The sequence below is a fragment of the Ornithinibacillus halophilus genome, from assembly GCF_900129485.1.
Lineage (GTDB): Bacteria > Bacillota > Bacilli > Bacillales > Amphibacillaceae > Ornithinibacillus > Ornithinibacillus halophilus.
Window position 1 is genome coordinate 5,082 of sequence record NZ_FQVW01000004.1, and the last position, 24,857, is coordinate 29,938.

Consider the following 24,857-nt stretch of genomic DNA (forward strand, 5'->3'; position numbering starts at 1 on the left):
GAGCAAGTCGGCCTCTGGGTGGAGCGAGTTCATCTCCTTGGCGAGCGAGTTGGCCTCAGGGAGGAGCGACTTTTACACCTTGGCGAGCAAGTTTATCTCATTGTGGAGCAAGTTCACACCCTTGGCGAGCGAGTTTAACCTCAGTGGGAGCAAGTTTTACTCCTTCTCGAGCGAGTTGTGGAAGTCCATCTCCTCTACCAACTTCAAACCCGGTGGAGAACGGCTACTATCATTGCGCTTCATTCACTTCGCCCTCCACACTCGTTTTTCAGGTACATATTCCAATCTAGCATCAGCTAACAATCTCTTCACCTGATGGCGGCAGTTGACTTGGAGAAAGTATCTTGCTTCAGAATTTGTAATCGTTGGTTTGAACAATAGAAAATAATCAGCTAATGCTTTCCAATGGGCGTGCTTAGAGGTCTTTTGACACTTTGGACAAGTCCATTTCCAACCAATCCATTTCATTCTCAGATGGCCACAATTCGGGCAATGAACTCCGGGATATAAATGCTCTGGTTTCACACCATATTGCGAAACGATATCAATATCAAATTCCGTACATTCATTTAAAATAGTCTTTCCTATTGTTTGTGGTTGAATTCTAGGACTATTATTCTGCTTAAATTTTTCGTCCATTTTCATAATTTCATGCGGAAGATACTCGGCATGTACGACGGTTCTTGCGATTGATGCACGGTCACCGATCACATCAATTATGGTGGTGGGGTCTGCAATGCCAACGAGGGGAATGATTGGAATGTCGTGGAAATTTCTTTCATGAAGCCAGCTTTGGAGATATAGCTTATGGGACTCAGATTGAGTGATCGGATATCGATAACCCTCCTCAATTTTTCCATCACTTCGAATAAGTTGTTTGAGAATGGTATCAAAAGTAATTTTGCCATTGTAATTTTTTGATTCAACTAGATATATCGCATATTGGGAATGAATTGCATTATCAATCTGAAATTTATGTCTTTGAAATTCCAGACAGACATCCTGGAGAATGACAAATTTTTGAGGTAAAAGTTTTAAGTAATAATCTACCTTCTTCTCTCCAATATACCCCTTTTTCCTACTGGCCAGATCTTTCTCCATTTCTTGAAGCTGTGGAAACTTGGGATGAAGTCTTGGCAAAATTACTTCAAGTTTCTTCAAAGGCAAGGGATACCCTAGAGGTTTCATATACATATAATTCCCCCTTCTATTAGAGAACATTTTTTATTTGAAATTATCTTACATGTTTTTTGTACGTCTGTCACATTGGTAAAATTTAAAAATAAAGACCCAGAACGGCCTTAAAATTCAATTATGCTTAGGAGGAAATTGTATAATTGATGTAGAAAGTATCTTTAAAATACAAAATTAATGATTTTTAATTAGGAGCGAGATATTTGTTTTTGTGAGCGATTAGGTGGTGGGTAGGATCAATATTGAACATGTGAGGAGTGAGTTAACCTTGACGCGGAGCGAACTCACACCGGGGACGAGCGAGTTTACCTCGAGGCGGAGCGATTCACACCCTGGGGCGAGCGAGTTCACCTCGATGCGGAGCGATTCCTACCCGGAGGCGAGCATATTCACCTTGATGCGGAGCAATTCCTACCCTGGGGAGAGCGAGTTTACCTTGATGCGGAGCGACTCCTACCCAGGAGCGAGCGAGTTTACCTTGATGCGGAGCGACTCCTACCCAGGAGCGAGCGAGTTCACCCTGATGCGGAGCGATTCACAACCTGAGGCGAGCACATTGACCTCGATGCGGAGCGACTCCTACCCAGGAGCGAGCGAGTTTACATCGAGGTGGAGCGACTCCTACCCAGGGGCGAGCACTTTCCACTCTTCTACGAGCGAAAACCACTTCCCCTCCCCAACTACAATAAACTTTTAGGAGGTACATAATGAACATTGTCCTTGCACCAGATTCATTTAAAGGAAGTTTAACTTCTACACAAGCGACATCGATTATGCAGCGTGCGATTGAATCATTGAATCAAAACCACAATATTATTCAAAAACCAATGGCAGACGGTGGTGAGGGCACGGTTGATGCGCTCCTTGCTGCCTCAAATGGCACTAAAATTCCCATAGAATGCACTGGGCCGCTCGGTGATAAAATCACAACATACTATGCCATTATCGACAACAACACTGCTGTGATGGAAGTAGCAAATATTGCCGGACTCACACAAGTACCAGCACACAAGCGCAATCCCGACAATACCACAACTTATGGGCTTGGAGAAGTAATGAAGAATGCTCTTGACCGTGGCTGCAATTCTTTTATCATCGGTCTCGGTGGGAGTGCAACCAATGATGCTGGGCTTGGAATGCTAACAGCCCTTGGCATGGAAGCGTACGATCAACACGGAAATCAAGTTGGGATTTATGGGCAAGATTTGAAAGATATTAAATATATTAATTTTAATAATTTAGACCCACGGTTAAAAACTACAACTATTAAAGTTGCATGTGATGTGGAAAATCCTCTAACGGGTGAAAATGGTGCAAGTGCAGTGTACGGACCACAAAAAGGAGCCACTCCTGAGCAAGTCGCCACCTATAATCAGGCAATGACATCCTTCTCTCATCTCATTGAAGGTACCGATAACAAACTTAGCTCCACACCCGGTGCCGGCGCAGCAGGTGGACTTGGTTTTGCATTTCTCACTCTGAATGCAGAACTTTTATCCGGAGCAAAGCTTGTTGGTGAGGCATCTAATGTGGAAGCAGCCATCCAACAGGCAGACCTTGTCATCACCGGGGAAGGACAAAGTGATAAGCAAACCTTGCAAGGAAAAGCACCAGGTTATATTGCTGATTTAGCAAGCAAGAACCAAGTTCCGGCAATCCTTATCTCTGGTGGGCTAGCGGGAAATCTTGATGCCCTCTTAGGAAAATTCAGTGGTTGCTTCTCCATCATTAATAAACCATTGACCCTTGAAGAATCCATGGAACAAGCAGAAGAATTACTATTTCAGCAGACGAAAAACGTCGTTAACCTCATGCAAAAGAGGCTAAGAATTGGTAGAATGCTGAAATAGGTTTCTCAGACCACCTGTCCACTAGGAAGCTGAACTTTTATTAAAAAATAGTATTATAAAACAATTAAAAACCCCGTTAGAAGCATCTAATAAAGAGGCAACTAACGGGGCCAGTTTTATTGGAATTATTTTTATTGAGAAGAAATCTGTAGGAACACGAGGATGGTTGATACCTAATATACCTAATATTGATTAATATCCTTGTAGCTTTTTAATTCGACCGATTTCTAGTTCATTATTGTTGGCTTTATCCCAAAATATTTTCATATCTGTTTTTATTTCGTTTATTTGTTCTTTAAATTCTTCGTGTTGAGCATTGTTTTCCTGTCTCATGGCACATTGTTCTTCTTTAATAGAATTAATTTCTTCTCGCATTAATCTTTGTTCTTCTCTAAACGATGTCATTTCTTCTCTCATTGAATTCTGTTCTTCCAGGATTTTACCAACGATTCGCGTTAAATTAGAAATGGCATCTTCCATGCGATCTAACTGTTCTTTACTCATCTTTTCACCTCCTTCCTTTCTAGTATACTGGATTAATTTTGACATTTCCATACAAAAAATGTCGTGTTTTGAAGTGAACAAGGGACCTATATCACGTCACACTCCCGTCACAGAACGTTTACTTAAGGTTCAATCTTTTCAGGAAAATTACGTAGTATAATAGAAGTAGGAAGGATAGTACCTTTCTACTTTATCTATTAAGGGAGTGCTGCACTATGAGAAAAATTCTAGTAGCATACGATGGCTCAGATTTAAGCAAAAAAGCCCTTAATAAAGCAAAAGCTCAAATTAAGTTTGAGCCTGATACCGAGTTGCACGTCGTCACCATTGTTCCAAATACTGGCCCAACTACGAACGCAGCAATCGCGCACAGTATTCAAATGGAATTAGCAGAAGATTTTAAAGAAGAATTAAAAGCAATTAGAGAGAATTCGGAGGACAGCATGAATATCCGCACCTCAGTCATCATTGACAATTACCATTGGAATGCAGGGATGAAATTATGCCAATATGCCGAAGAACACAACATTGATGAGATCATAGTCGGTAGCCGTGGGTTAGGTGGAATGAAAAAATTCTTCCTAGGAAGCGTCAGCAACCACATTCTACATCATGCCGACTGCGAAATTTTAATTGTGAAATAAGAGAATAGTCTCTTTTAAAAGGCAAGCCTATATGTGGCTTGCCTCATTTTTTGTTTTTTTAAGTGTGGTATTTTTTGTTTGGATGAGCAAACTTTGAATTTTATGGAGCGAGTCTCTTTATGTGGGGAGCGAATCAACCCTTGTGGCGAGCGAATTCCACATCATGGGGAGCAAGTTCTAACCCGTGGCGAGCGAATTCTACACCAGAGGGAGCGAATCAACCCCTGTGGCGATACACACCATGAGGAGCGAGTTCTATCCCGCACCGAGCAAATTCCACCTCATGAGGAGCGAATTCACACCCTCGGGGAGCGAGTCCTACCCATGAGGAGCGAGCCCTACAACGCTAAGAACATATTCCACACCATTAGCGCACCCCCACCCCACTATACTTCCCCTACCTCATCCTCTCCGGCAATGCATGGATGGATTCTATTAATGTGTTCAGTTTCCCTTCAATGCGATGCAATAAATAAAACGTCACCGCTATTGGAAATCCTACCTCTGTTAAGAATGGGATCCATGTCTCCATCGTCCATTCCCCCCCTTCATTTAAAATTATCAACCTTAGAGAAAAAACTCCCCCAATTACACGATGCTAGACATCTCAGTTCTTTCCTACTACCATCTAACGAAAACAGGCCAGCATCACGCTGGCCCATCCTCTACTCCTTACCTTTCCATATATTATTCCAATCCTAAATCAACATCTTCCACAGTACGCTCAACAATGCGCGCGCTTTTCTTAGCTACCAAATTCCCACCGCCAGTGTTAAAGGCGTTTTGAGCAATAATTTCATCCATAGCTGCGTGTACTTTTGATGGGTCTACTGGCTCTTCAGGACTGTCGATGCTGTACGTTACTATTTTTCCAAGCTCATTGACAAACTTTAATTCAAGTTTCTTCATGTATTTCCCTCCTTTCCATTAAAATTTTTTTCAAACCATCCTCTCCTACCTACGCTTCTCGAATATCTAAGTTGTCTCTACGCTCAATGTTATAAAGTGGGATATCCGTCAAACTAGCAAATGCCGTCGCAACTGCATAAAGCTGGTCTGCTGTTGCATCTGTTTTCACTTTGCTGAAACTTTTTGTTTTATAAATTGGCTCACCAGTATTGATGTCGTTCCCAACGTTAAACACAAGGCGTAATGTGGAATTTTTTAAATCAGCTACTGCCATGTGTAACACCTCCTTTCACCTATACATTCGAAAAAAGTTTGCAAAAAGGGGTGTCTTTTGAGAAAAAAATTAAAAAAGATTCATTTTTTCTTAATTTCCACATACAACTGACAGTACATATTCAATTCTTTAGAGTGACCACTGTGACTACGAAACTTAAAACAGCTTTAATTCAGCACAAAAAAATCAGTGAAGGCAATTCCCCCACTGATTAATGTTTTCCTACATTATTCAACTTTTAGTCCCTACTAAATAAATCCCTTGTGTACACCTTATCTTTCACGTCTTTAATTTCATCTGAAAGGCGATTAGCTACGATCACATCACTAATTTTCTTGAATTCATCGAAATCCTTAATAACTCTAGAATTATAAAATTCATCCTCTTCTAAAACAGGCTCATAAATCACGACTTCGATTCCTTTTGCTTTTATACGTTTCATTACACCTTGGATCGATGATTGTCTAAAGTTATCTGAATCGGTTTTCATCGTTAGACGATAAATTCCAACGATTTTCGGATTGCGTTGTAAGATCATTTCGGCAACATGATCTTTTCTTGTTCGATTGGCATCGACGATCGCACCAATGATATTGTTTGGAACATCCTCATAATTTGCTAGCAACTGTTTTGTATCTTTAGGCAAGCAATAGCCACCATAACCAAACGATGGGTTATTATAATGCGTTCCAATTCGTGGGTCTAAGCCGACACCTTCAATGATTTGTTGGGTATTTAGGCCTCTTACCTCTGCATACGTATCCAATTCATTAAAGAACGCGACACGTAATGCTAAATACGTATTCGCAAACAGTTTAATTGCTTCTGCTTCTGTGGAATCTGTATATAGCACAGGGATATCTTCTTTTATTGCACCTTCGACTAACAAATCTGCAAACTTCTTCGCACGGTCTGACTGTTCCCCGACTATAATACGTGAAGGGTGTAAATTATCATAAAGTGCTTTACCTTCTCTTAGAAATTCAGGAGAAAAGATGATATTATTTGTGTTATACTTTTCCCTTACTTCTTTCGTATATCCTACTGGTACGGTTGATTTTATTATCATCACTGCATCAGGATTAATCTCCAATACTGTCTCAATGACATCTTCTACCGTACTTGTATCAAAATAGTTCTTATCTGGGTCATAATTCGTTGGTGTCGAAATTATTACAAATTGTGCATTTTTATAGGCTTCTTCTTTATTTATAGTTGCAGTTAGATTTAAGTCTTTTGTTGCTAAGAAATTCTCGATTTCTTCGTCAACAATTGGAGACTTTTTATTATTGATCATATCCACTTTTTCTTGAATAATATCTAATGCGATCACTTCATTGTATTGTGCTAGTAATACAGCATTTGATAGGCCAACATAGCCTGTTCCAGCTACCGTAATTTTCATTATGTAACCTCCAAGTAATTCTACGATTCTCTTTGTTTCCATTATATCCTACAACTTTTGTATTTAAAAATAAAGATAAAGCATCTTCTTTAACGTATACACGACTACTATTTAGTCAACTACTTATGAGGTAGATACTATAAAGGGAGAAACTTTATGTCTAGAAAAAAGCTTACAAATAAAAAGAAATTATTAATAAATGGAAGTATTTTCATTGCTATCCTTCTATTAATTGGTGGAATTTATGTATCAAATTTATATACGAAAACAAAAAATATAGTAAATGAATCTCACGAGAAGTTAGAACGTGATGAAGATAAATCTAATCTAAGAGCTGAAAAAGTCGATCCACTTCAAGATAACGTATCAGTTTTATTTTTAGGTGTTGATACGAGTGAACATCGTAATTATGGGGAAAAAAGTCGTACAGATGCCATTATCCTAGCTACTTTTAATAAACAAAAAAGTTCAGTTAAACTACTAAGCATCCCACGAGATACCTTAGTTTATGTGCCAGAGGTTGGCTACAACACCAAAATTAATCACGCTCACTTCCACGGGGGGCCTGATGCTACCGTTGAAACTGTAGAGGAATTTTTAAATGTACCTGTCGATTATTTTGTCCGAATGAATTTTGAAGCATTTGTTCAAGTGGTTGATGCTTTAGGTGGCATCATGTTCGATGTCCCGTATGAGATTGTTGAATCGAATTCACAAGACCAGAAAAACACCATTCATTTATTGCCTGGCTATCAAGAATTAGATGGTGAAGAAGCTCTTGCTTTAGCTCGAACAAGGAAATACGACTCCGATGTGGACCGTGGAAAGCGACAGCAAGAAATAATTAAGGCTATTGCAGGCAAGGCCACATCAATGGGTTCTGTATTTAAGCTAGGCAATGTTATTGAAGCCATTGGTGACAACATGAAGACCAATTTATCCTTTGATGATATGAAAAGTTTCCTTTCTTATGGGCTAGCTGAAGATATTTCATTAGAAACAATCCAATTAGAAGGTAAGGGAGGATATATTCAAGGGGGATGGTATTATATCATTGACGAAGAAAGCCAGCTACAAGTACAAAAGGAATTGCGTACACACCTTAACCTCTCACCAACTGCTAATCCACAATTAACTATTAATTAATAAGATTCACCGACATATAGCTGCATATATGTCGGCTTTTTCTTTTCAAGCCTTAATATCTAATCTTTTTTGCAAAAAACTTCACTAAATTTGAAACATATACAAGGATTTTATCGTCTTATATATTAGTACAAATTTAATACAGGATTATTATAATTGTTATTATATTTTAATGTACTATTTCATAGTTTCATAGTAAAATTGTACTCGATGCATAAATTATTTGCTTAAAAGGGGAAAACAAGAATGACCAGTTCTCGACTTGAAAAAAGGAAAGTCAAAAAGAAACGTAAATTAAGAAAAAGAATATATTTTATGTTAATACCACTCCTCATTGTAATCATTGGTGGATCTGGCATATTTATTTCGTTATGGAATAAGGCTGATGCAGTTGTTACAGGTTCCTATGAAAATGATGGAAGAGATAAATCGAACCTTAGACAAGAAAAAGTGAATCCAAAAGAAGACAATATTTCTATCCTCATAATAGGTGTTGATGAGAGTGAACACCGTGCCAACGAAGGTAGTTCTCGATCTGATGCCTTGATGTTGGCGACACTAAACAAAAAGGACAAAAGTGTGAAACTCGTTAGTATCCCACGTGATTCCTTAGTATACATTCCAGAGGTGGGCTATGAAGATAAAATCAACCATGCTCATGCTTTTGGTGGACCTAAAGCAAGTATTGAAGCAGTGGAGCATTTACTCGATGTCCCCGTTGATTATTATGTCAAATTGAATTTCCATGCGTTTGTTGATGTGGTAGATGCAATTGGTGGCATCACTGCTGATGTTCCTTATGAGTTTTGGGAATCTGACTCTAATGATAAGAAGAATTCTATTCACTTATTACCTGGTGAGCAACAATTAAATGGAGAAGAAGCATTAGCATTAGCACGAACCAGAAAACTGGATAATGATATTGAACGTGGAAAGAGACAGATGGAACTCATAAAAGCTGTAGCGAAAAAGACTGCATCTGTAGGTTCAATATTTAAACTAGATGATGTAATGGAAGCAGTTGGAGACAACATGACAACTAGCTTATCATTCGATGATATGAAGAGTTTCTTACCTTATGCCACTAATGGAAAACTAAACATCGAATCTATGACATTAGAAGGACAAAACTATCAACCAGCTGGAATTTATTACTGGAAATTAGATGAATTAGCATTAAATGAAACAAAAAAGACATTAAGAAATCACCTAGAACTTGAGAAAACTGATCGCCCTTCAGAAAGTGCTCATTCACAAGTAAACGTGCAACCTAATTATGAATAAAGCTAAAAATAGGTTTAGAATAATTAAACTCTAGCTATGAAAATGTAGATCCGACAAATTCAATTTGTCGGATCTTTTTATGGTTAAATATTATTTTCCAATAAATCCCTTTCCCTCCTAGTTTTATTTTTATGTCAAATAACGTAAAGAGTTTGATATAATATATTGGTATAACTATCATAAAAACTTAACACAGGAGGAAAGAATTTGAAGAAGCTATTATTTCTATTATTACTAGTATCGATCCTTTTAGTTCCAGAGCTAAGTTATGCTGAAGAACTAACAGAAGAATCTACTCTGAACGATGAAAGAACTGCAGATGAGTGGTTTGAATTTGCGAACTCTCAAAAGACTGCTTCTAAATTATTACAAGCGTTTATAGAAGCATACTATCACTATCCATCAGATAGTAGATTTGTAGAAGGGATTAACACAAGTGCTAGATCGCTATTGGATTGGAGTACAACGAAACATCAAAAGGGTTCCTTAGAAATAGCAGAAATACGTTATAATCTAATCCTCAATGCACCTATGTTAAATGATGCAATTAAGAAAGAAACAGAAAAAAAGCTAGAATACATAGATTCTGCACTTCCAATGGAACAGGATTTTATCAATCAAGCTAATAATAATCCTACAGCCTCTGGTAAACTCGATATCTATTCTGAAGGCTACTATGTTTATCCCAATCATCAGGAATTGGAATCAGGTGTAAACTATAGTGCAGAGCTTTTATTTAATTGGACAAACAATAAACATCAACAGAGAATTTATCATACAGCAGTAGACAGATACCAATCTATTCTAGATGCACCCGTAACTGATCCTACTATTAAACAAATTGCTGAAGAATATTTGGGATATGCCCAAAAAGAACAGTTAGCACCTGCACATTATATTGAAATGGCTAAACGTTCCAATAAAGTTTCTACTATTTTAGATATTTATGAGGAAGGCTATCACCTGTATCCTAATCATGATGCTATTAAACAAGGGTTACAAAGCAGTACTGTCTCTCTTTTAGAATGGGCAACAAGACAACATCAAAATGGAAAAACAAACACTGCCCAAACCCGATATGAACGTATATTAGAGCTACCACTACTAGATTCAAATGTTAAAGATATTATATTGAAACGGTTGGGTTATGCTTTAGAAGGAAGAACACTTCCAACTGTTGAAAATATCATACATCAGGCTGACCAAGATAATACAGCCTCTGGTAAATTAGATATTTATATTAATGGATACGAATTGTATCCTGAAAACCAACATCTGATCACTGGTATCAATGAAAGTGCTCAACTATTATTCAATTGGGCTAAAAAACAGCACAAAAATCAAAAATATGAAATTGCAACCGATCGTTACCAACAAATTCTAAACGCTCCGAAATTAAGCAAAGAATTAAGGGTAGAAACAGAAAAGTATCTAAAGTATTCATCCAAACAAGAATTAACATCAGAGCAACTATATGACCTTGCAAACAGTTCAACGAAAGTTTCTGAGAAATTCTCATTATTTAGCGAAGGATATGAACGCTTTCCTGAAAATACATTGATGAAAGACGGCCTAATAAACAGTACTTATTCATTAATGGATTGGTCTACCATTCAACACCAAAATGGTAAATTAAATACAGCCATTACTCGTTACGAAATGGTGCTAGCATCTCCATTCTTAGAGCCTACTATCGAAACAGAAGCTACTAAGAAACTAGAACTAGCAAATTCCAGAAGTGTCTTGCCAAAGGAAGAAGAATTACTAAAACAAATTGAAGCTTCTACTAAAGCATCTAGTAAACTAGCACTTGCCATCGATAGTTATGAATTTTATCCAAGAAACAAAGACTTTATCGTTGCAGTGAATGAAAGTTCAACAAATTTACTAGATTGGGCAACAAGTCAACATCTAAAAGGGAATATCGACATTGCAATAGACCGATATGAAACGATTCTAGATGTAACGGTACTAAATAATGAATTAGTGACAGAAACAGAAAACAAACTTGCATATGCTTTAGACGGGAAAATATTACCCACTTCTAAAGAATTGATTGAGCAAATTAATAATGCTTATAAAGCTACAGAAAAATTACAATTAGCTATTAACAGCTACCTGTTCTACCCTAGAAGTAATGAAATAAAAGCCGCTGTTGAATCTAGTGCTATTTCTTTATTAGAATGGGCAACTATACAACACTTAAATGGAAATGTTAAGACTGCACAAGAACGATATGAAATCATTCTCTCTGCACCTGCATTGCCAGATACACTAATAAATGAAACATCTCTAAAATTAAAATACGCTAATAAGATGGAAATTTTTCCATCAGTATCAGAAATTATGCAAGCTGCAAACAATGAAGGATCTGCTTCGAAACGTTTAGAAATATTTAACGAAGGGTATACGCTTCATCCTAGAGATAAACAAATTAAAAAAGGATTAGACCAAAGTGCTGTGTTATTAATGGATTGGGCTGTTAGAAAACAGCAAAGTGGTAATTTCACTACTTCTATCGATCGATATAATAAAATTATTGAATCTATTGGTGTGAGTAGCAGTATTAAACAAAAAGCTAAAACTTACCGCGAATTAGCTAAAAAAGGTAAAGGTATCTATACGATAGCAAAAGTCGTTAATGCAAATGTTGCAAAATACTCTTATTCTCAAATGGAAAAAGATATTCGTAAATTAGAACAACAATATCCCTATTTAGTAACTACAGAAGTTATTGGTAAATCGGTTGAAGGTCGTAACATTTATGCTGTTAAGCTTGGGTTTGGAAAAAAAGAAGTATTTCTTAATGGCTCACAGCATGCACGTGAACATATGACAACGAACCTATTAATGAAAATGCTTGATGAATATGCGTATTCTTATGCAAAGGGAACAAAATTTGATTCCTATAATACTAAAGCAATTCTTGATGAGGTTTCCATTTGGTTCGTACCAATGGTAAATCCTGATGGTGTTTCATTAGTTCAATTCGGTGCCTCAACTGTAAGTAATCCGAATGAAGTTATTAGAATGAATAATGGAAGTACAGATTTTAAAGCTTGGAAAGCAAATAGCCGAGGCGTAGATTTAAATCGCAACTTCCCGAAAAATTGGCATTTAGTACAAAATGATCCTGGAAGACCATTACCAGCAAACTTTAAAGGATATAAACCTCTATCTGAACCAGAGGCCATTGCACTATATGAGTTTACAAAAGCACATAATTTTAAAACTGAGGTAGATTACCATTCCTCAGGAAGTATTCTCTATTTTGGAGATGACTTATATGGTATTAACAATTCACTGCATAAATTAAGTAAGAAAATTGCTGAAAAAGTTAGTCTAAAAACTGGTTATTCATTATACTACACAAGGGGTATACCTGGTGGAGGAAGAAGAGCAGACTGGTCACAGCAAGATTTAGGACGACCAGTACTAACACCGGAGATTGCTCCGTATGTAGGTAATAGACCCGTTCCATTATCATATTTCAATTCCATTTGGAACAAAAATAACTCCATTGGATTGTTAATTGCCGAAGAAGCAAGTCACAGGTAAGCAAGATGAAAGCCGAACTAATTAAAATTAGTTCGGCTTTTTATTGTCATGTACTTTTTAGTGATTATAAACGCTGTTTCGCCTTTATTACACCTTTGATTTTTTGAATACTATCCATTATTGGCCGCCTCTGTGAGACCGTGACTCCTGCTAATTCAGCTATTAACTGGATTCCCAAAATAATAAATAGAAAAATAAACAACGAGGTTAGCAACCTAGTACTATTAAATACAATTGCCATGCTTCCAAAGAAAGCACTAAAACCATAAATTATTAGAACTGCAGCTCGGTGTGAATACCCAGCTTTAATTAACTGATAGTGAATATGATTTCTATCAGCAGTAGCAATACCTTGTTTATTAATGGCTCTTCTAATAATAGCGAGTAAAGTATCAAAAACAGGAACAGCGATAACAATAATTGGAACAATAAAACTAAAGAAAGCTACATTCTTAAATAACCCAAGCATTGAGATAACTGCTATGGAATACCCTAAGAATAAAGCACCTGTGTCACCCATAAATATTTTTGCAGGGTAGAAGTTATGAAATAGAAATCCAATACAACCACCGATTAAAATAGTAGTCAAATAAACTACTATTATTCGATAATCCATGATCCCCATTATAAGAATGCTAGCTAGTCCTATTCCGGATACACCAGCAGCAAGACCATCTAATCCATCAATCAAATTAATTGCATTAGAAGCTGCTACAATCCACAGTATCGTTAAAATAATTCCAAAATTATCTATATATACAGTTCCCATAAACGGAAGAGTAAGTTTTTCTATTACTAAACCAGATGAAACGACGACAACAGCTGCTGATATTTGACCTGCAAGCTTATATAATGGTTTTAAGTCAAAGATATCATCAAGCATACCTGTAATAATCATGATTAAAGCACCTATGGTGATGGCAGTCATGTGCACGTTGACAGGTTGTAAGTAAATGAAGCCCACTGCTGCTCCGATGAAAATGGAGAGTCCACCTAAGCTTGGCTTAATGCCATTATGTGATTTCCGATTGGTATCAGGCTTATCAACCGCATTGAATTTAATGGCTAATCGTGAAATGATGGGTGTAACAAGTAATGCCGTGGTGGCTGACAGGATGAATGCTACAACTAACTCACTAATATTCCACATACTGGCACCTCTTTAAAAGATTTTCTTAAACCATCTTATCACCTTTTAGTGGAAAAATAAATCTTTATTGTAGTGTTGAGCCTTTTGTCCTCATTCATGGTACATCTCCTGTATCAAATTATCTATTTCTGAACATATATTAGGTAAAGCAAATCGCTCTTCTACATACGAAGCAAGCTCCGTTTCTGGCTGTTTATCCCCCGACGTAATAAAGGACACTGCTTGTTGAGTATTATTAAATATGTATTTTTCTGGAAAGATACATCGAACTCCTTCGCGATCTAATACGATAGGATAAGCACCTGAAGCCATTCCTTCCACCGGAGCTAAATGAAAACTCTCATAATCACTCACGGAAAGGACATAACCAATATTGGTCAACCATTCCGATACGTCTCCCCATCCCTCAAAGAAAATATGATCCTTATATTTAGAGTTCTCGATTCTATCAAAAACTTCTTCATAAAATCTTCTTTGTGAATCTAGTTTCCAGACCCAATTAACTTCTTGTGGTTCTTTACCTTTAATCATCAGTTTGTAACGTGAATCACTTTCATATAACTTTTCAAATATATCCAATGCACGGTCTATTCTTTTAAGCATAGGAACGTAGCCAACCATTCCTATATTAAAATTTGCTCCATCAACTTTAGGTTTAGCAAAACGTTTAGTATCGACTGCATTAAATATCACTTTCATTTTCTCACGCGGAACATTTGCTACACGATGGAATTCTTCGTAAACATACGGAGAAATGGTGAACAGTTGATCGATTTTATTATAATCAAATAAAGCCGGAAATCTTGTGTTCATCTCGAATCGATGTAGCCTGACGATTAACTTCTGATTACTCTTTTTATGTTTCTGACACCAAACCACATTTCCTAAGCCCCACTCGCAAAATAAGATGTCTGCCCACTCCAACACCTCTAAACTTTTCCCTTCATCGTGACGCGTATGTCCATTCCAATGATCAATTCTAATTTGATAATTAGAGGAGTTATCTAAATAATCCATAATATAGGATATAAACTTTAAGTCATGACCAAACACAGCAACTTTTTTCATTTAGAACTCCTTCCTCACTAATTAGAATTATTTATGTTATATCTTCAAAATTAAAAGTGTTAAAAAATCTAATGCCAAATGGAAACCATTTTCCTAGTGAATCTTCATTAAAAAGTTGTATGAACTGTCTTGGGGCAATCGATTTAGAAAAACTCTTCGGAATTAAAGCTTTATCAAAATTTCCATCTGTAACAAAAGTGAATTCCTTACCAATATTTTTTACGATAATTGAATCTCGTATAAGGATGCTAGTATAATACATGTCTCTTAAGTAATTTTTATCATAATAACATTTACTATTTATCGGAGCGTAGTGACTTGTTTCGATAATGTCATTAATACTTTCATAATGATGGATATAGTCCAATAAATAAGTTTTTATATCACTCTTATTGTTCTCGTTAAAAATATCCAAATATCCATCAAAAAAATCAATCAACATCACTAGTTTTTTATTAGGCATTGTTTGTCTTAAATAGTGTTCCATCACTGTTTGATAATCTTGCTTACTTTTAATGACGGCGATCATCGTTGCAGAATTTACCGTTTTACAATAGTTAATGTTTGCAATATCTAAAATACTTTCCACCTTATGCCTAATTGTATGAAATTCTAAGATGTTTCGTAAGGACTCAATTCGTTCCTGGTAACACACAGATAGATCATCTTTCAAGTTTGGTAGAGAATTAAGTTCTTTATCATCAACAAACGCAACGTCTTTCAAATAATAACTCTCTATGGTATTAGGAAAATCCAGTTTGACTGAATATGGCAAGAAGGAAACATTTTTACAACCATTTTCAGTAAATCGATCAATTGATTCTTCATTAGCTGTTAAAACTATATCAAAAAGCTTGGCATCCTCAATAATGGATGGATATTGACTAGAGGTAGCTGTATCCCACAAAACAGTAGGTATATTTCGCTCCACACACCAGTACAAAATATTATAAAGAATCCCTTTATCTCGTTTTCCAGTATTAGTTAACCAGTGAGATGAACATAAAAAGATATCCGGTTTATTGTTGGCGAATCTTTCTAAGAAAATGTCTTTATCGACTTGATACAATCGCACTTCAGACTCAAATTTCTTTAAAACCTTATCTTTCCTAATACTAAGAATAGCTAATTCTGAGTATTGTTTAGGCTTTATAGATAGAGTTCTTTCTGTCTTTTTGACCATAAGCATTGGATTTTGGATGTAAGCCGCCCCTTCCCCACTAATATAGATTCGCATTTTAATTTGCTTTATCTGTTGTATAGTGTCGAGGCGAAAAACTCGCTTTTCTCCAAGTAATAGTCTTACGTTCTTCTTGTTCTCGTTAGTGTCAATAAATGTTAGTCTCAGTTCAATCTTGCAACTAGAAGCTCTACCAGGAAAAGATAGTGCAATTAACTTATCTCTCATGTTATTAACAACTTTAATTAGTTCACCTAGCAGTTCATCATCAGTGAAATGGAAGTAATGGTCATCATCATCTGGTAAATTAGATTGAAGGTATATGCCTTTCTCCTTCTTTTTAACCATGATATTTTTTGTCTGTTTCATAGAGGTGATAATCGTCTCGAAGTAATTAGTATTCAAGTGACATAAGTTCATTTCGGTATTTAGTTCCAATAACTGCTTTTCATACTTTTCTTTTTCATTTTCTATCGCTTTACGTCGATCTAAAAAGAAATTATCCATTATTTACTCACTCTTGTTCTCAGTTTCTTTCTGAAATCCCAATACTTTAACGTTAAATGTCCTAATTTTGATCTCTTGAGGGCATTGTACCTTTGTAATAACTGATCATGCTTTTTCTTTAATTTCTCCTGATTCTCTTCTTGTTCCAATTTATATGTGCGATATCTTTTTTCTACATCTTGTATAAACTTTTCTTCTACTTCTTTAGCTTCAAGTTGGTGGGTAAGAGTTTCCTTTAATTCTTTCTGTAACCTAACTACCGTCTCTCGTAATACTAGATTTTCATGGCGATAGTCTTTTAATAACTGGTTTACTTCCTTTTCACTCTTATCGTCATTTCTTTGAATCTGTAATGATTCGGTAGCACGTACTACTGTTTCATCAAACGATTTCACTTCAGACATATTGTTCCTCATCATTACTAACCTCCAGAGATAAAATATGTACCTATCAAAAAAACGAGAAGGAAGTATAAAATAACCCTATAATGTGCCGTAAGGAGATAACTATCACTAAGTTATCTCCTTATCATGTAGGTTATTTTATAAACTTTTTATTGTTTTATCAATATAATGTAATGATTCTTTTAATCGCAGTGGGCTATGTCCTAGTTCTTTATCATAGTATAAGTCTACTTTGACTCTATCTATAAAGTCTCCCATATCAATTTGACCTAATCCAACAATAAATGGATTTAAGTGGTGAGTCAAGTCCCTATCACTTGCCAAGTTTTGAAGGTATATTATGTTGGGTACAAAATTTATCTTTTTATAAAAAGATAGCACATTAAGTCTTTCAGCATAATTGTCAATAATTTCTTCTCTTGTTAATTTTGGATGGGCACTACTAAACATACCATTGACATGCCGATCATAATAATTCCATACTATTGTCTGAGGATTATTAACTAAAGCTATGGTACCTTTAATAAATCCAGCTAACATTAAGGACATAAATCCTCCTGCTGAACTACCATAGAATAGTGTCTTCTCTCTCTCGATTGACATTTTATCAAGTAGTATCTTTAGGATTGAGGCAACTTCCATTAAGTAATGCCTATCCTCATATCCAAATCCCCATCCCAAATTGATTTTACCGAGATATAACGTAGGATCATTATAATAAATTAAGTTGTCATCAAAATGTTTTATCCATTTATGTCTTTGGAAAATTGGTGGTTCTAGTTCAGATGTAGCATCATACGCACCTGAACCGAAAACAATTGCCTTCTCACTCTCTTGCTTCAAACGGATTAAAAATTCAAAACTTACTTGCTGCTTTTGTACATCTATTATGAAAGGAGTGTTTTCGTTTGGTAATTGAAAACTTGATAATTCATTATATTGAACAGTGTAACGTTTATAATTATCAACCATAGTACACCTACTTTATCGATTCTTTATATTTAGCAACTGTCTCTTCTGGGGCTCCATCGTAAATAATTTCACCCTTCTTCATCCAGATTGCTCTTGTACATACCTTTTCAACAAAGTTCATATTATGTGAAACAATTATTACTGCTTTAGCACTTTCGATGATTTCCTGAATTCTCTCACTTGCCTTTTGTTGAAAGCTAATATCACCAGTTGACAAGGCTTCATCTATAATAAAAATATCTGGTTTTAAAATGGCAGCAATACTGAAACCAAGCCTTGACTTCATTCCACTTGAATATGTCTTAACCGGTTTATCAATCGCCTTTCTGATGCCAGAGAAATCTATTATTTCCTCGTGCTTTTCATCAACACGCTCTTTAGGGATACCAAGCAACATTGCATTCAAGTAAATGTTATCCCTACCCGTTAGTTGATTATTAAACCCCGTTCCATAACCCAATAGTGCTGAGGTTTGTCCTAATACTTCTATATCTCCTTCATCAGGTTTGTAAATTTTGGTTAATACTTTACACAATGTACTTTTTCCAGCACCATTATGTCCGATTATGCCTAAGACCTCTCCTTCTTTCACTTCAAAGTTCAAGTTTCTTAGAGCCCAAAATTTACCCCCTTTCAAATCAAACGATACACCAACATTTTTTGCTTTTACAATTGATTCATCGCGTACTTTAGATTCGGTTTTATCAAGTTCTAGTATCCGACGCTTTTTAGGTCTTTCAGGTAGACTAGCTTTATAATGATTGATTACTTCCTCCGGGTTTCCGTCTTCCCTTACTACCCCTTTATCAAGCCATAGCAGCCTAGTGCAATGTTTCTTTGCATATCCTAAACTGTGAGTTACGATAACAACCATCTTGGCATATTTAACAAGCTCTTTCATTTTTTCAGCAGCTTTTTTACTAAATTTGGCATCACCAGTGTTTAAAGCTTCATCCAGAATTAAAATCTCCGGTTGTAAGTGGGAAGCAACACTAAATCCTAGTCTAGCTTTCATCCCACTGGAATAATATTTCATAGGCTGATCCATAAATTCCTCTAAATCAGAGAACTCATGGATTTCATCAATATATTCCGTAATCTTTTCTTTGGAGATTCCAAGCATCATGCCGTTTAAATAAACATTCTCTCGGCCAGTTAGCTCTTTATTAAAACCCATTCCAAATGAAAAAAGAGCAGTTACTTTTCCGTCGACATTCATATCGCCACGATCTTCTTGAAGAATCCCAGCAATGATTTTACTTAAAGTAGTTTTTCCAGCTCCATTTGAACCGATAATCCCCAGTATTTCACCTTCATATCCATCAAAGTTAATCTCTTCTAATGCCCATACTTTTTTAGGTTTTTTCTTCTTTTTTTTACTGGTTATTAAACTTAGGGCTTTTGATTTTAAGTCATCTTTATTTCCAGAATAAAAGGCTACTCCTACTTTGTCAGAATGGATTACTTGTCTTTTGTTGCTCAACGCTAAACCACTCACTTTCCATTAAAGAGCTTTAATAATCTTGTGTTCATTTTTACTATAGTGGTTGATCATAATTACAATAATTACAAGAGAAATTAGAAGGATAATCCCTAATCCAGTAAAGTTCGGAATTGTACCATGCATTAAAATAGCACGATAAGATTCTACGATAACGGCTATGGGATTATAGTCGATTGCCCAACTAAATTTAGGTCCCAGTCTACCACCTTCCCAAATTATGGGGGAGGCATAAAAGAGTACCCTTGTCACATAAGTTAAGACATTGTCTATATCTCGAACAAAAACATTAATATATCCTAGTACTAATCCAATTGCAAAAAGGAATAACATCGTAACTACAATTAATAATGGTAAAAATATAATCTCCCAACTTGGAATAACACCGTATATTAGTAAAAACGCTCCTACTACTACTAAACCAAATAGGAAATTAAACAGTTGAGACAAAATAAATGACATTGGAAATATTGCCTTAGGTAAATAGACTTGGTTAATTATAGAACTATACCTTAATATCGATTTCGATGATGCACTAATACCTGAACTGATTAAACGCCAAACTACTAGCCCAATAACCAGGAATAATGGATAGTTCTCACTTCCTCTTTGTAATACAATAACAACTAAAAAGTAGTAGACTAGAACGTTGAGTAGCGGGTCTAATAACCACCAAAAATAACCTAAATAGCTATTGCGATGCTCGGCTTTCAATCCCGACTTTACTAAATATATTAATAAATCTTTTCTCATAAGCATTTCTTGAATGTATTTCTTCATAAGGGAAAATCACACCGCCTGTTTATCTTCATTATCTTAACAAGAATACCACTTTAAACTACGTAATACTCAAAGAATTATATCACAGTAAGACTGATTAATAAATAAAGTGATTCTTCTCCAGACTAATATCATCTTCATTTTCAAAGATAGGAAAACCCGTATTAATAAACGGATTTTCTATCATTTACATATTTTTTAGCTGGTCGACAGTAAACCACTCAACATCATCTACATTCAACGTTTTCAAGACGTTCTTCTCTCGAATTGCTTTCTTGTCTCTAAATTTCTCATCATCCACTACGTATGCCTTTTGATAAGTTACAACTGGCGCAGTATCTAACGCATAATCTAATATTTTAGGTGTTAGGATAACTAGTTGTTCAGTAGTTATTTCTTCATTAGGAACTAGTAGGTCAATATCATACTTATGAGATAAATAATAAATATTATCAGTTATTGTTCTTGTAGGGTCCCCATGATAATCCGGCCAATGGAATAGACCTAATTTTCTATTGTTATTCACGTACTTTTTAATCATTTCATCCAAAAGTTCTTGATTAGAGTTATTTGAAAAGTCCGCTATAACAACGACATCATACTCTCTCACTTCTGGACGTTTGAGTTTGTTAGGAACTGGACAAGGGAAATGTCTGTTAATCTTAGATGGATCCATATATAAGTCCTCGGCTCCATCTGCCTGTTCATGCCACCATTGGAAAGATTCTCGATAGGTTCTTCTCAATCCAAAATGAATGGTTTTCACATGGGTTGTACTTGTACCAGTTAAAGAATTTTCATTTGACAATGCAATCGACAATGGTACAGATGGCTCAACTCTAATAACATTCTCTTTCCCATAGATTTTCTCAATTCTCCATAAGAACTCTGTATCACCAGCAACCCTTACACTATCCCAACCACCTAAGGTTGTAATTACATCACGTCGAATTAATAAAGAGGAAGAATTCATCATTAAGAATTTAACACTTAATAATGACCCTGCATTTAGAGGGCAAGTATCCTTTGTTGCTCTAACAAGGTAAGAAATCGACCCTACTGCATTTGGATTCTTCATTAAGGCTTTTAACTGAATTTCAATTTTTTGTGAATGGGACCAATCATCACTATCATGAACTGTAATATAATCCCCGGTTGCATATTGTAAACCAGTATTTCTTGCTGCATATGCACCTTCATTCACTTCTTTTTTAATCAATTTAATCCGTTCATCTTTTTCAGCATATGTTGCCACGACATCTGCTGTATTATCTGGACTGCAATCGTCTACCACGATAATTTCTATATTTTGTATAGTTTGTTTCAATAGGCTATCTAATGCGATATGAATTAAATCTGCCGCATTATAGGCCGGAATAATAACCGAAACCTTATAATCTTCCAACTCTTTACTGACTTTTGTCGTTGCAGTATATATATTTTCTAAATCCAATGGTTTCTGTTCATCTAATTTTCGAACTTGATTATATCCGTATTTTCCGTAGATCATATTATACCAATTAAGCCTATCCATTTCATTTTCAGCAAGGTGTGCCATACTCAAACATAGATTTGACTGAAGACCTTTTGCTTCAATTGCATCCCATACTTTGCTCTTAGCGGCCTCTGTTGCTCCTAATTTCTTCATTACTTTAATTTCTGTTACAATTCGGTCAGGGTTGGGGTTATTAATAGGTTTAACTTCATTAATATATTCTAGTTCTTCATAAGCTTTTTGATATTCTTGGTTGTCGTAATACCACCTTGAAATACTTCTGGTTGCTCTCATACGTTCATTCATTGGTGCTAATTGAGAAGTTTTAAGTTTGAGGAGCTCTTTTAATGCATAAGAGGAATAACCTCCCCATAACTTTCGATCTAACGCTCTAGCATCATATTTATTATCCTTCTGTGATTCATTCCCTACATTCAAAGCATGTTTAACTTGTGTTTCTATATCATTGCTCTTATTCTTCTTCACCATCTCTCCAAGCTTTCGAACTGGCAAACTCAATTTCCAGGAGCGACTTTTATTTATTTTATCTAGTTCTTTTTTATTCTTATTTCTTAAATTTACTTCTCGTTTATATCTATTTTTAACACTATGTAAATGGTGTTCAATCTTCTTTAATTCTTCATTTAAATGCGCGCTTTGCTCTTGTTCAATTATTAGTTTTTCTTCTAATATATTTTTTCTATGTTCTAATTCTCTTAAATCACTATCCAATTTATGTTGCTCTTCAAATCTCTCGTCCACTAATTTTCCCTCCTAGTCGAAACATTATCAACTTTATCTTCTACCTGTTAGTCCTTTAAACGTAGAACCAATCATCCTCAAAGGAGCCATAACTTTCCACGATGTACTTTCTAAAATTTTGTTATATTCTTTTAGGTAATACTGTTGTTCACTTGATACTCGATGCAACTGGGATTTATAGTAATCGATTTCCTGCTCATACCTATCAATTTTATCGATAGTTTCTTTGTTTTGGGTTGCAATTTTGTTATACTGATTCTCCAAATTAAACATTTCTAGTTCAATTTTTATTAAATTATAAAATTTCTTTTGCTCCTCTAATACTGTCTCCAAATCACTTTTATTAATTTGCTCTCTACTTTCTGATGTAGATACCAACCTCATTCACATCCTCTACTCTATTTAGAACTATATTATTTGCTAATTTTTATATTTGAAACTAAAATCGCTATATGTTCCCATATTCTATACTATATCTTCTTTAAAATAATAACATACCAAAAGCCTCTCTTTAAGTATTTATTAGAAGAGAGGACAATAAACATTAATCCTTTATATAGTCGTACCTCACGCAAATACCAGAGTATTTAAAATCATAACGTGCTGCTATATGTAAATTATAACCCAACCAAGTTTTCCGTAGCAATGGGCCAAATGCAGTTACTTAAAGTCCTATTACGACAGAAATTACTTTATCCATAAGTTTTTTATTAACATCAAATAGTAAACATTGGCGACTTATGTAAGAAAATGAATAGTAACATCATACTTAAAAGAGTATTATATGTCAACGAACCGTAAACTTAAGCGATTTTTACAAAGAGGGCATTATAATTTAACCACATAAAAAAGCCTCCATATAGCAACTGCCAAGAGGAGGCTAAGGAATAGTAGAGTTCTTAATATCGGCTATTAAGAGACTACCCCAATTTCAGAAAATGCTTTATCATATTGCGCTGTTATTTTTAACATTATTTCTGATCCGAGTCGTTTATTACTTTTTAATCCAAATGACGCTTCATAAAGGGGACGGCTATTAAATCCTACTATAGAATAAATAGCCGGATCCATTTCGTTAAGCATATTCGCTCCCCACATTCCCATTCGCTGCTCCCAATACAATAAATCTCTTATATCTATGTTAAACAAATTTTTATCATAATTTGCTCGTTCTAAAAATCCTCTAGTCGATTCTTCCACAAATTTAGTAAAGGCCTCACTTGGCTCTTTAATTCTACTTGTTTTATATAAGTTTGCAAAGTCTTTCACTAGGTTACCTGTCATTGCTGATTTATGACGATTATAAAAACCACGAATAACCTCACCACCAAATCCACGAACAAATACCTCATTAGGTAAGACTACTTCTCCCATATTTGCAGTCAATCTCGAAGGTCCTCTTGAAAAACCAGTCGCTTTGTTGCCAGCCTTACGTAGCTCATTAAACCTATCATGTTCCAATAAAAGAGATGGGTCCATATAAACATGCTCACAACCTAAATGTTCTTTCATTTTCAACACCACATTAACCTCTTTTTTTGGAAGACGATTTCCAGTCCAAGTAATTAATCGTGGATTAACACCATTCCCCCTAATTCCTGCTATTAGAGCCCTTGTATCCACTCCACCGGTTAATCCTAACAATATTTTATTTTTAGGTGCTATGTATGATGTAAAACTTTTAAAATATTGATCACATTGCTTTAAAAATTTTCTTTTAGTAATTGTTTTAACAGAGTGACGTGGCCAATATCGAATTGTCTTCCTTCTTAATAAGTCATAATAATTATTGGGGACTAATATTTTGACGATAATATACAGTTCTAGAACCAAATGGATCATGAAGTATTTTTACATTATCATTATTTGAAGAAATAAGTATCAATGCAAAACGTCCAGTAATGTTATCAAATTCACTCCAAGCTTCTTTTTTTAACATCAACTCGAGTATAGATTTTAAATCCTTTTTCCCCTTACAAACATAGGCATCACCAATTATAATTGCATTACCTATCTTTGTTTCAACCATTTGCATGTTCACTTCAGGATGGAAATGGATAACATACTCAGAAACCTTTATTCTTTTCCAATCATTTATTTCTGTCAAATCCGGTATAGAATCTTTATGATAGACTGCAAATCCATAGCGGTAACTTAGACTGCTATTCGTCAAATTAATTCCTCCTAGAAAACTATTTATTATACCGTAATAGGGTGGGATTTATATGTAAGTGTTATCTTATTTACAATATAATACTCAAATGAATCCG

General features: G+C 35.4%; 22 protein-coding genes. 5 read left to right on the forward strand and 17 right to left on the reverse strand.

The genetic code is table 11. The features are described 5' to 3' along the window. Nucleotides 1-243: 243 nt before the first annotated feature. The gene (locus BUB12_RS03835; RefSeq protein ID WP_072888211.1) at nucleotides 244-1,194 is read right to left on the reverse strand and encodes a nuclease-related domain-containing protein; all 951 of its coding nucleotides are present in this window, start codon (nucleotides 1,192-1,194) and stop codon (nucleotides 244-246) included. A 707-nt stretch (nucleotides 1,195-1,901) separates the two neighbouring features. On the opposite strand from BUB12_RS03835, the gene BUB12_RS03840 reads away from it, so the two are divergent. Further along, entirely contained in the window at nucleotides 1,902-3,044 is a 1,143-nt protein-coding gene (locus tag BUB12_RS03840) for a glycerate kinase (protein ID WP_072888213.1), read from the forward strand. 192 nt (nucleotides 3,045-3,236) lie between these two features. On the opposite strand, the gene BUB12_RS03845 is transcribed toward BUB12_RS03840, so the two are convergent. Continuing rightward, nucleotides 3,237-3,548, reverse strand: coding sequence for a hypothetical protein (locus BUB12_RS03845; RefSeq protein ID WP_072888215.1), 312 nt, complete (start codon nucleotides 3,546-3,548; stop codon nucleotides 3,237-3,239). Between the two features lie 215 nt (nucleotides 3,549-3,763). On the opposite strand from BUB12_RS03845, the gene BUB12_RS03850 reads away from it, so the two are divergent. Beyond that, entirely contained in the window at nucleotides 3,764-4,192 is a 429-nt protein-coding gene (locus BUB12_RS03850; RefSeq protein WP_072888217.1) for a universal stress protein, read from the forward strand. A 397-nt stretch (nucleotides 4,193-4,589) separates the two neighbouring features. Here BUB12_RS03850 and BUB12_RS03855 read toward each other — a convergent pair whose 3' ends face one another. The 4 genes from BUB12_RS03855 to BUB12_RS03870 all read right to left on the reverse strand — a co-directional run bounded on the left by BUB12_RS03855 (nucleotide 4,590) and on the right by BUB12_RS03870 (nucleotide 6,780). Then, on the reverse strand, nucleotides 4,590-4,724 hold the full coding sequence (locus BUB12_RS03855; RefSeq protein WP_072888313.1) for a YvrJ family protein: 135 nt from the start codon (nucleotides 4,722-4,724) through the stop codon (nucleotides 4,590-4,592). Nucleotides 4,725-4,879: 155 nt separating this feature from the next. After that, nucleotides 4,880-5,101 (reverse strand): DUF2922 domain-containing protein, encoded by a 222-nt coding sequence (locus BUB12_RS03860; protein ID WP_072888219.1) that lies wholly within the window; start codon nucleotides 5,099-5,101, stop codon nucleotides 4,880-4,882. 49 nt (nucleotides 5,102-5,150) lie between these two features. After that, on the reverse strand, nucleotides 5,151-5,375 hold the full coding sequence (locus BUB12_RS03865) for a DUF1659 domain-containing protein (protein WP_072888221.1): 225 nt from the start codon (nucleotides 5,373-5,375) through the stop codon (nucleotides 5,151-5,153). Nucleotides 5,376-5,613: 238 nt separating this feature from the next. Further along, nucleotides 5,614-6,780, reverse strand: a complete 1,167-nt coding sequence (locus BUB12_RS03870; protein ID WP_072888223.1) for a nucleotide sugar dehydrogenase — start codon at nucleotides 6,778-6,780, stop codon at nucleotides 5,614-5,616. A gap of 156 nt (nucleotides 6,781-6,936) precedes the next feature. Between BUB12_RS03870 and BUB12_RS03875 the strand changes: the two genes are divergently transcribed. The 3 genes from BUB12_RS03875 (at nucleotide 6,937) to BUB12_RS03885 (ending at nucleotide 12,768) form a co-directional block, all read left to right on the forward strand. Then, nucleotides 6,937-7,926, forward strand: a complete 990-nt coding sequence (locus tag BUB12_RS03875) for an LCP family protein (RefSeq protein ID WP_072888225.1) — start codon at nucleotides 6,937-6,939, stop codon at nucleotides 7,924-7,926. A gap of 246 nt (nucleotides 7,927-8,172) precedes the next feature. Further along, on the forward strand, nucleotides 8,173-9,210 hold the full coding sequence (locus BUB12_RS03880) for an LCP family protein (protein WP_072888236.1): 1,038 nt from the start codon (nucleotides 8,173-8,175) through the stop codon (nucleotides 9,208-9,210). Between the two features lie 207 nt (nucleotides 9,211-9,417). Continuing rightward, complete coding sequence (locus tag BUB12_RS03885) at nucleotides 9,418-12,768, forward strand: M14 family zinc carboxypeptidase (RefSeq protein ID WP_072888238.1); 3,351 nt, start codon at nucleotides 9,418-9,420, stop codon at nucleotides 12,766-12,768. Between the two features lie 64 nt (nucleotides 12,769-12,832). Here the strand turns inward: BUB12_RS03885 and BUB12_RS03890 are convergent, their stop codons facing one another. From BUB12_RS03890 to BUB12_RS03940, 11 genes are all read right to left on the reverse strand, one after another. Beyond that, nucleotides 12,833-13,918, reverse strand: coding sequence for a glycosyltransferase family 4 protein (locus tag BUB12_RS03890; RefSeq protein WP_072888240.1), 1,086 nt, complete (start codon nucleotides 13,916-13,918; stop codon nucleotides 12,833-12,835). A gap of 90 nt (nucleotides 13,919-14,008) precedes the next feature. Then, a complete protein-coding gene (locus BUB12_RS03895) occupies nucleotides 14,009-14,986 on the reverse strand; it encodes a glycosyltransferase family 4 protein (protein WP_072888242.1) in 978 nt (325 codons plus the stop codon). Nucleotides 14,987-15,017: 31 nt separating this feature from the next. Beyond that, nucleotides 15,018-16,673, reverse strand: a complete 1,656-nt coding sequence (locus BUB12_RS03900; RefSeq protein WP_072888244.1) for a CgeB family protein — start codon at nucleotides 16,671-16,673, stop codon at nucleotides 15,018-15,020. After that, complete coding sequence (locus tag BUB12_RS03905; RefSeq protein WP_234982560.1) at nucleotides 16,673-17,089, reverse strand: hypothetical protein; 417 nt, start codon at nucleotides 17,087-17,089, stop codon at nucleotides 16,673-16,675. The genes BUB12_RS03900 and BUB12_RS03905 overlap by 1 nt, the downstream gene beginning before the upstream one ends. 126 nt (nucleotides 17,090-17,215) lie before the next feature. Continuing rightward, nucleotides 17,216-18,049: a glycosyl transferase family 2 gene (locus BUB12_RS03910; protein WP_072888248.1), complete on the reverse strand. Its 834-nt coding sequence runs from the start codon at nucleotides 18,047-18,049 to the stop codon at nucleotides 17,216-17,218. Nucleotides 18,050-18,056: 7 nt separating this feature from the next. Beyond that, on the reverse strand, nucleotides 18,057-19,532 hold the full coding sequence (locus BUB12_RS03915) for an ABC transporter ATP-binding protein (RefSeq protein WP_234982561.1): 1,476 nt from the start codon (nucleotides 19,530-19,532) through the stop codon (nucleotides 18,057-18,059). A gap of 21 nt (nucleotides 19,533-19,553) precedes the next feature. Beyond that, nucleotides 19,554-20,330, reverse strand: a complete 777-nt coding sequence (locus BUB12_RS03920; protein WP_072888252.1) for an ABC transporter permease — start codon at nucleotides 20,328-20,330, stop codon at nucleotides 19,554-19,556. A gap of 187 nt (nucleotides 20,331-20,517) precedes the next feature. Then, nucleotides 20,518-22,587 carry a glycosyltransferase family 2 protein gene (locus tag BUB12_RS03925; RefSeq protein ID WP_072888254.1) on the reverse strand — a complete coding sequence of 690 codons (2,070 nt, stop codon included), beginning with the start codon at nucleotides 22,585-22,587 and terminating at the stop codon, nucleotides 20,518-20,520. A gap of 33 nt (nucleotides 22,588-22,620) precedes the next feature. Continuing rightward, a complete protein-coding gene (locus tag BUB12_RS17605) occupies nucleotides 22,621-22,971 on the reverse strand; it encodes a hypothetical protein (RefSeq protein WP_159431545.1) in 351 nt (116 codons plus the stop codon). A 528-nt stretch (nucleotides 22,972-23,499) separates the two neighbouring features. Beyond that, nucleotides 23,500-24,210, reverse strand: coding sequence for a hypothetical protein (locus BUB12_RS03935; protein WP_072888257.1), 711 nt, complete (start codon nucleotides 24,208-24,210; stop codon nucleotides 23,500-23,502). A gap of 163 nt (nucleotides 24,211-24,373) precedes the next feature. Continuing rightward, nucleotides 24,374-24,760: a hypothetical protein gene (locus tag BUB12_RS03940; RefSeq protein ID WP_072888260.1), complete on the reverse strand. Its 387-nt coding sequence runs from the start codon at nucleotides 24,758-24,760 to the stop codon at nucleotides 24,374-24,376. Nucleotides 24,761-24,857 lie beyond the last annotated feature (97 nt).

Excerpts from the sequence above, each read along its gene's own strand:
- BUB12_RS03865 (WP_072888221.1), bottom strand. The coding sequence starts at position 5,375 with ATGGCAGTAGCTGATTTAAAAAATTCCACATTACGCCTTGTGTTTAAC.
- BUB12_RS03895 (WP_072888242.1), bottom strand. The coding sequence starts at position 14,986 with ATGAAAAAAGTTGCTGTGTTTGGTCATGACTTAAAGTTTATATCCTAT.
- BUB12_RS03920 (WP_072888252.1), bottom strand. The coding sequence starts at position 20,330 with ATGAAGAAATACATTCAAGAAATGCTTATGAGAAAAGATTTATTAATA.
- BUB12_RS03855 (WP_072888313.1), bottom strand. The coding sequence starts at position 4,724 with ATGGAGACATGGATCCCATTCTTAACAGAGGTAGGATTTCCAATAGCG.
- BUB12_RS03880 (WP_072888236.1), top strand. The coding sequence starts at position 8,173 with ATGACCAGTTCTCGACTTGAAAAAAGGAAAGTCAAAAAGAAACGTAAA.
- BUB12_RS03850 (WP_072888217.1), top strand. The coding sequence starts at position 3,764 with ATGAGAAAAATTCTAGTAGCATACGATGGCTCAGATTTAAGCAAAAAA.
- BUB12_RS03900 (WP_072888244.1), bottom strand. The coding sequence starts at position 16,673 with ATGGATAATTTCTTTTTAGATCGACGTAAAGCGATAGAAAATGAAAAA.
- BUB12_RS03840 (WP_072888213.1), top strand. The coding sequence starts at position 1,902 with ATGAACATTGTCCTTGCACCAGATTCATTTAAAGGAAGTTTAACTTCT.
- BUB12_RS03860 (WP_072888219.1), bottom strand. The coding sequence starts at position 5,101 with ATGAAGAAACTTGAATTAAAGTTTGTCAATGAGCTTGGAAAAATAGTA.
- BUB12_RS03905 (WP_234982560.1), bottom strand. The coding sequence starts at position 17,089 with ATGAGGAACAATATGTCTGAAGTGAAATCGTTTGATGAAACAGTAGTA.
- BUB12_RS03845 (WP_072888215.1), bottom strand. The coding sequence starts at position 3,548 with ATGAGTAAAGAACAGTTAGATCGCATGGAAGATGCCATTTCTAATTTA.
- BUB12_RS03890 (WP_072888240.1), bottom strand. The coding sequence starts at position 13,918 with ATGTGGAATATTAGTGAGTTAGTTGTAGCATTCATCCTGTCAGCCACC.
- BUB12_RS03835 (WP_072888211.1), bottom strand. The coding sequence starts at position 1,194 with ATGTATATGAAACCTCTAGGGTATCCCTTGCCTTTGAAGAAACTTGAA.
- BUB12_RS03875 (WP_072888225.1), top strand. The coding sequence starts at position 6,937 with ATGTCTAGAAAAAAGCTTACAAATAAAAAGAAATTATTAATAAATGGA.
- BUB12_RS03910 (WP_072888248.1), bottom strand. The coding sequence starts at position 18,049 with ATGGTTGATAATTATAAACGTTACACTGTTCAATATAATGAATTATCA.
- BUB12_RS03870 (WP_072888223.1), bottom strand. The coding sequence starts at position 6,780 with ATGAAAATTACGGTAGCTGGAACAGGCTATGTTGGCCTATCAAATGCT.
- BUB12_RS17605 (WP_159431545.1), bottom strand. The coding sequence starts at position 22,971 with ATGAGGTTGGTATCTACATCAGAAAGTAGAGAGCAAATTAATAAAAGT.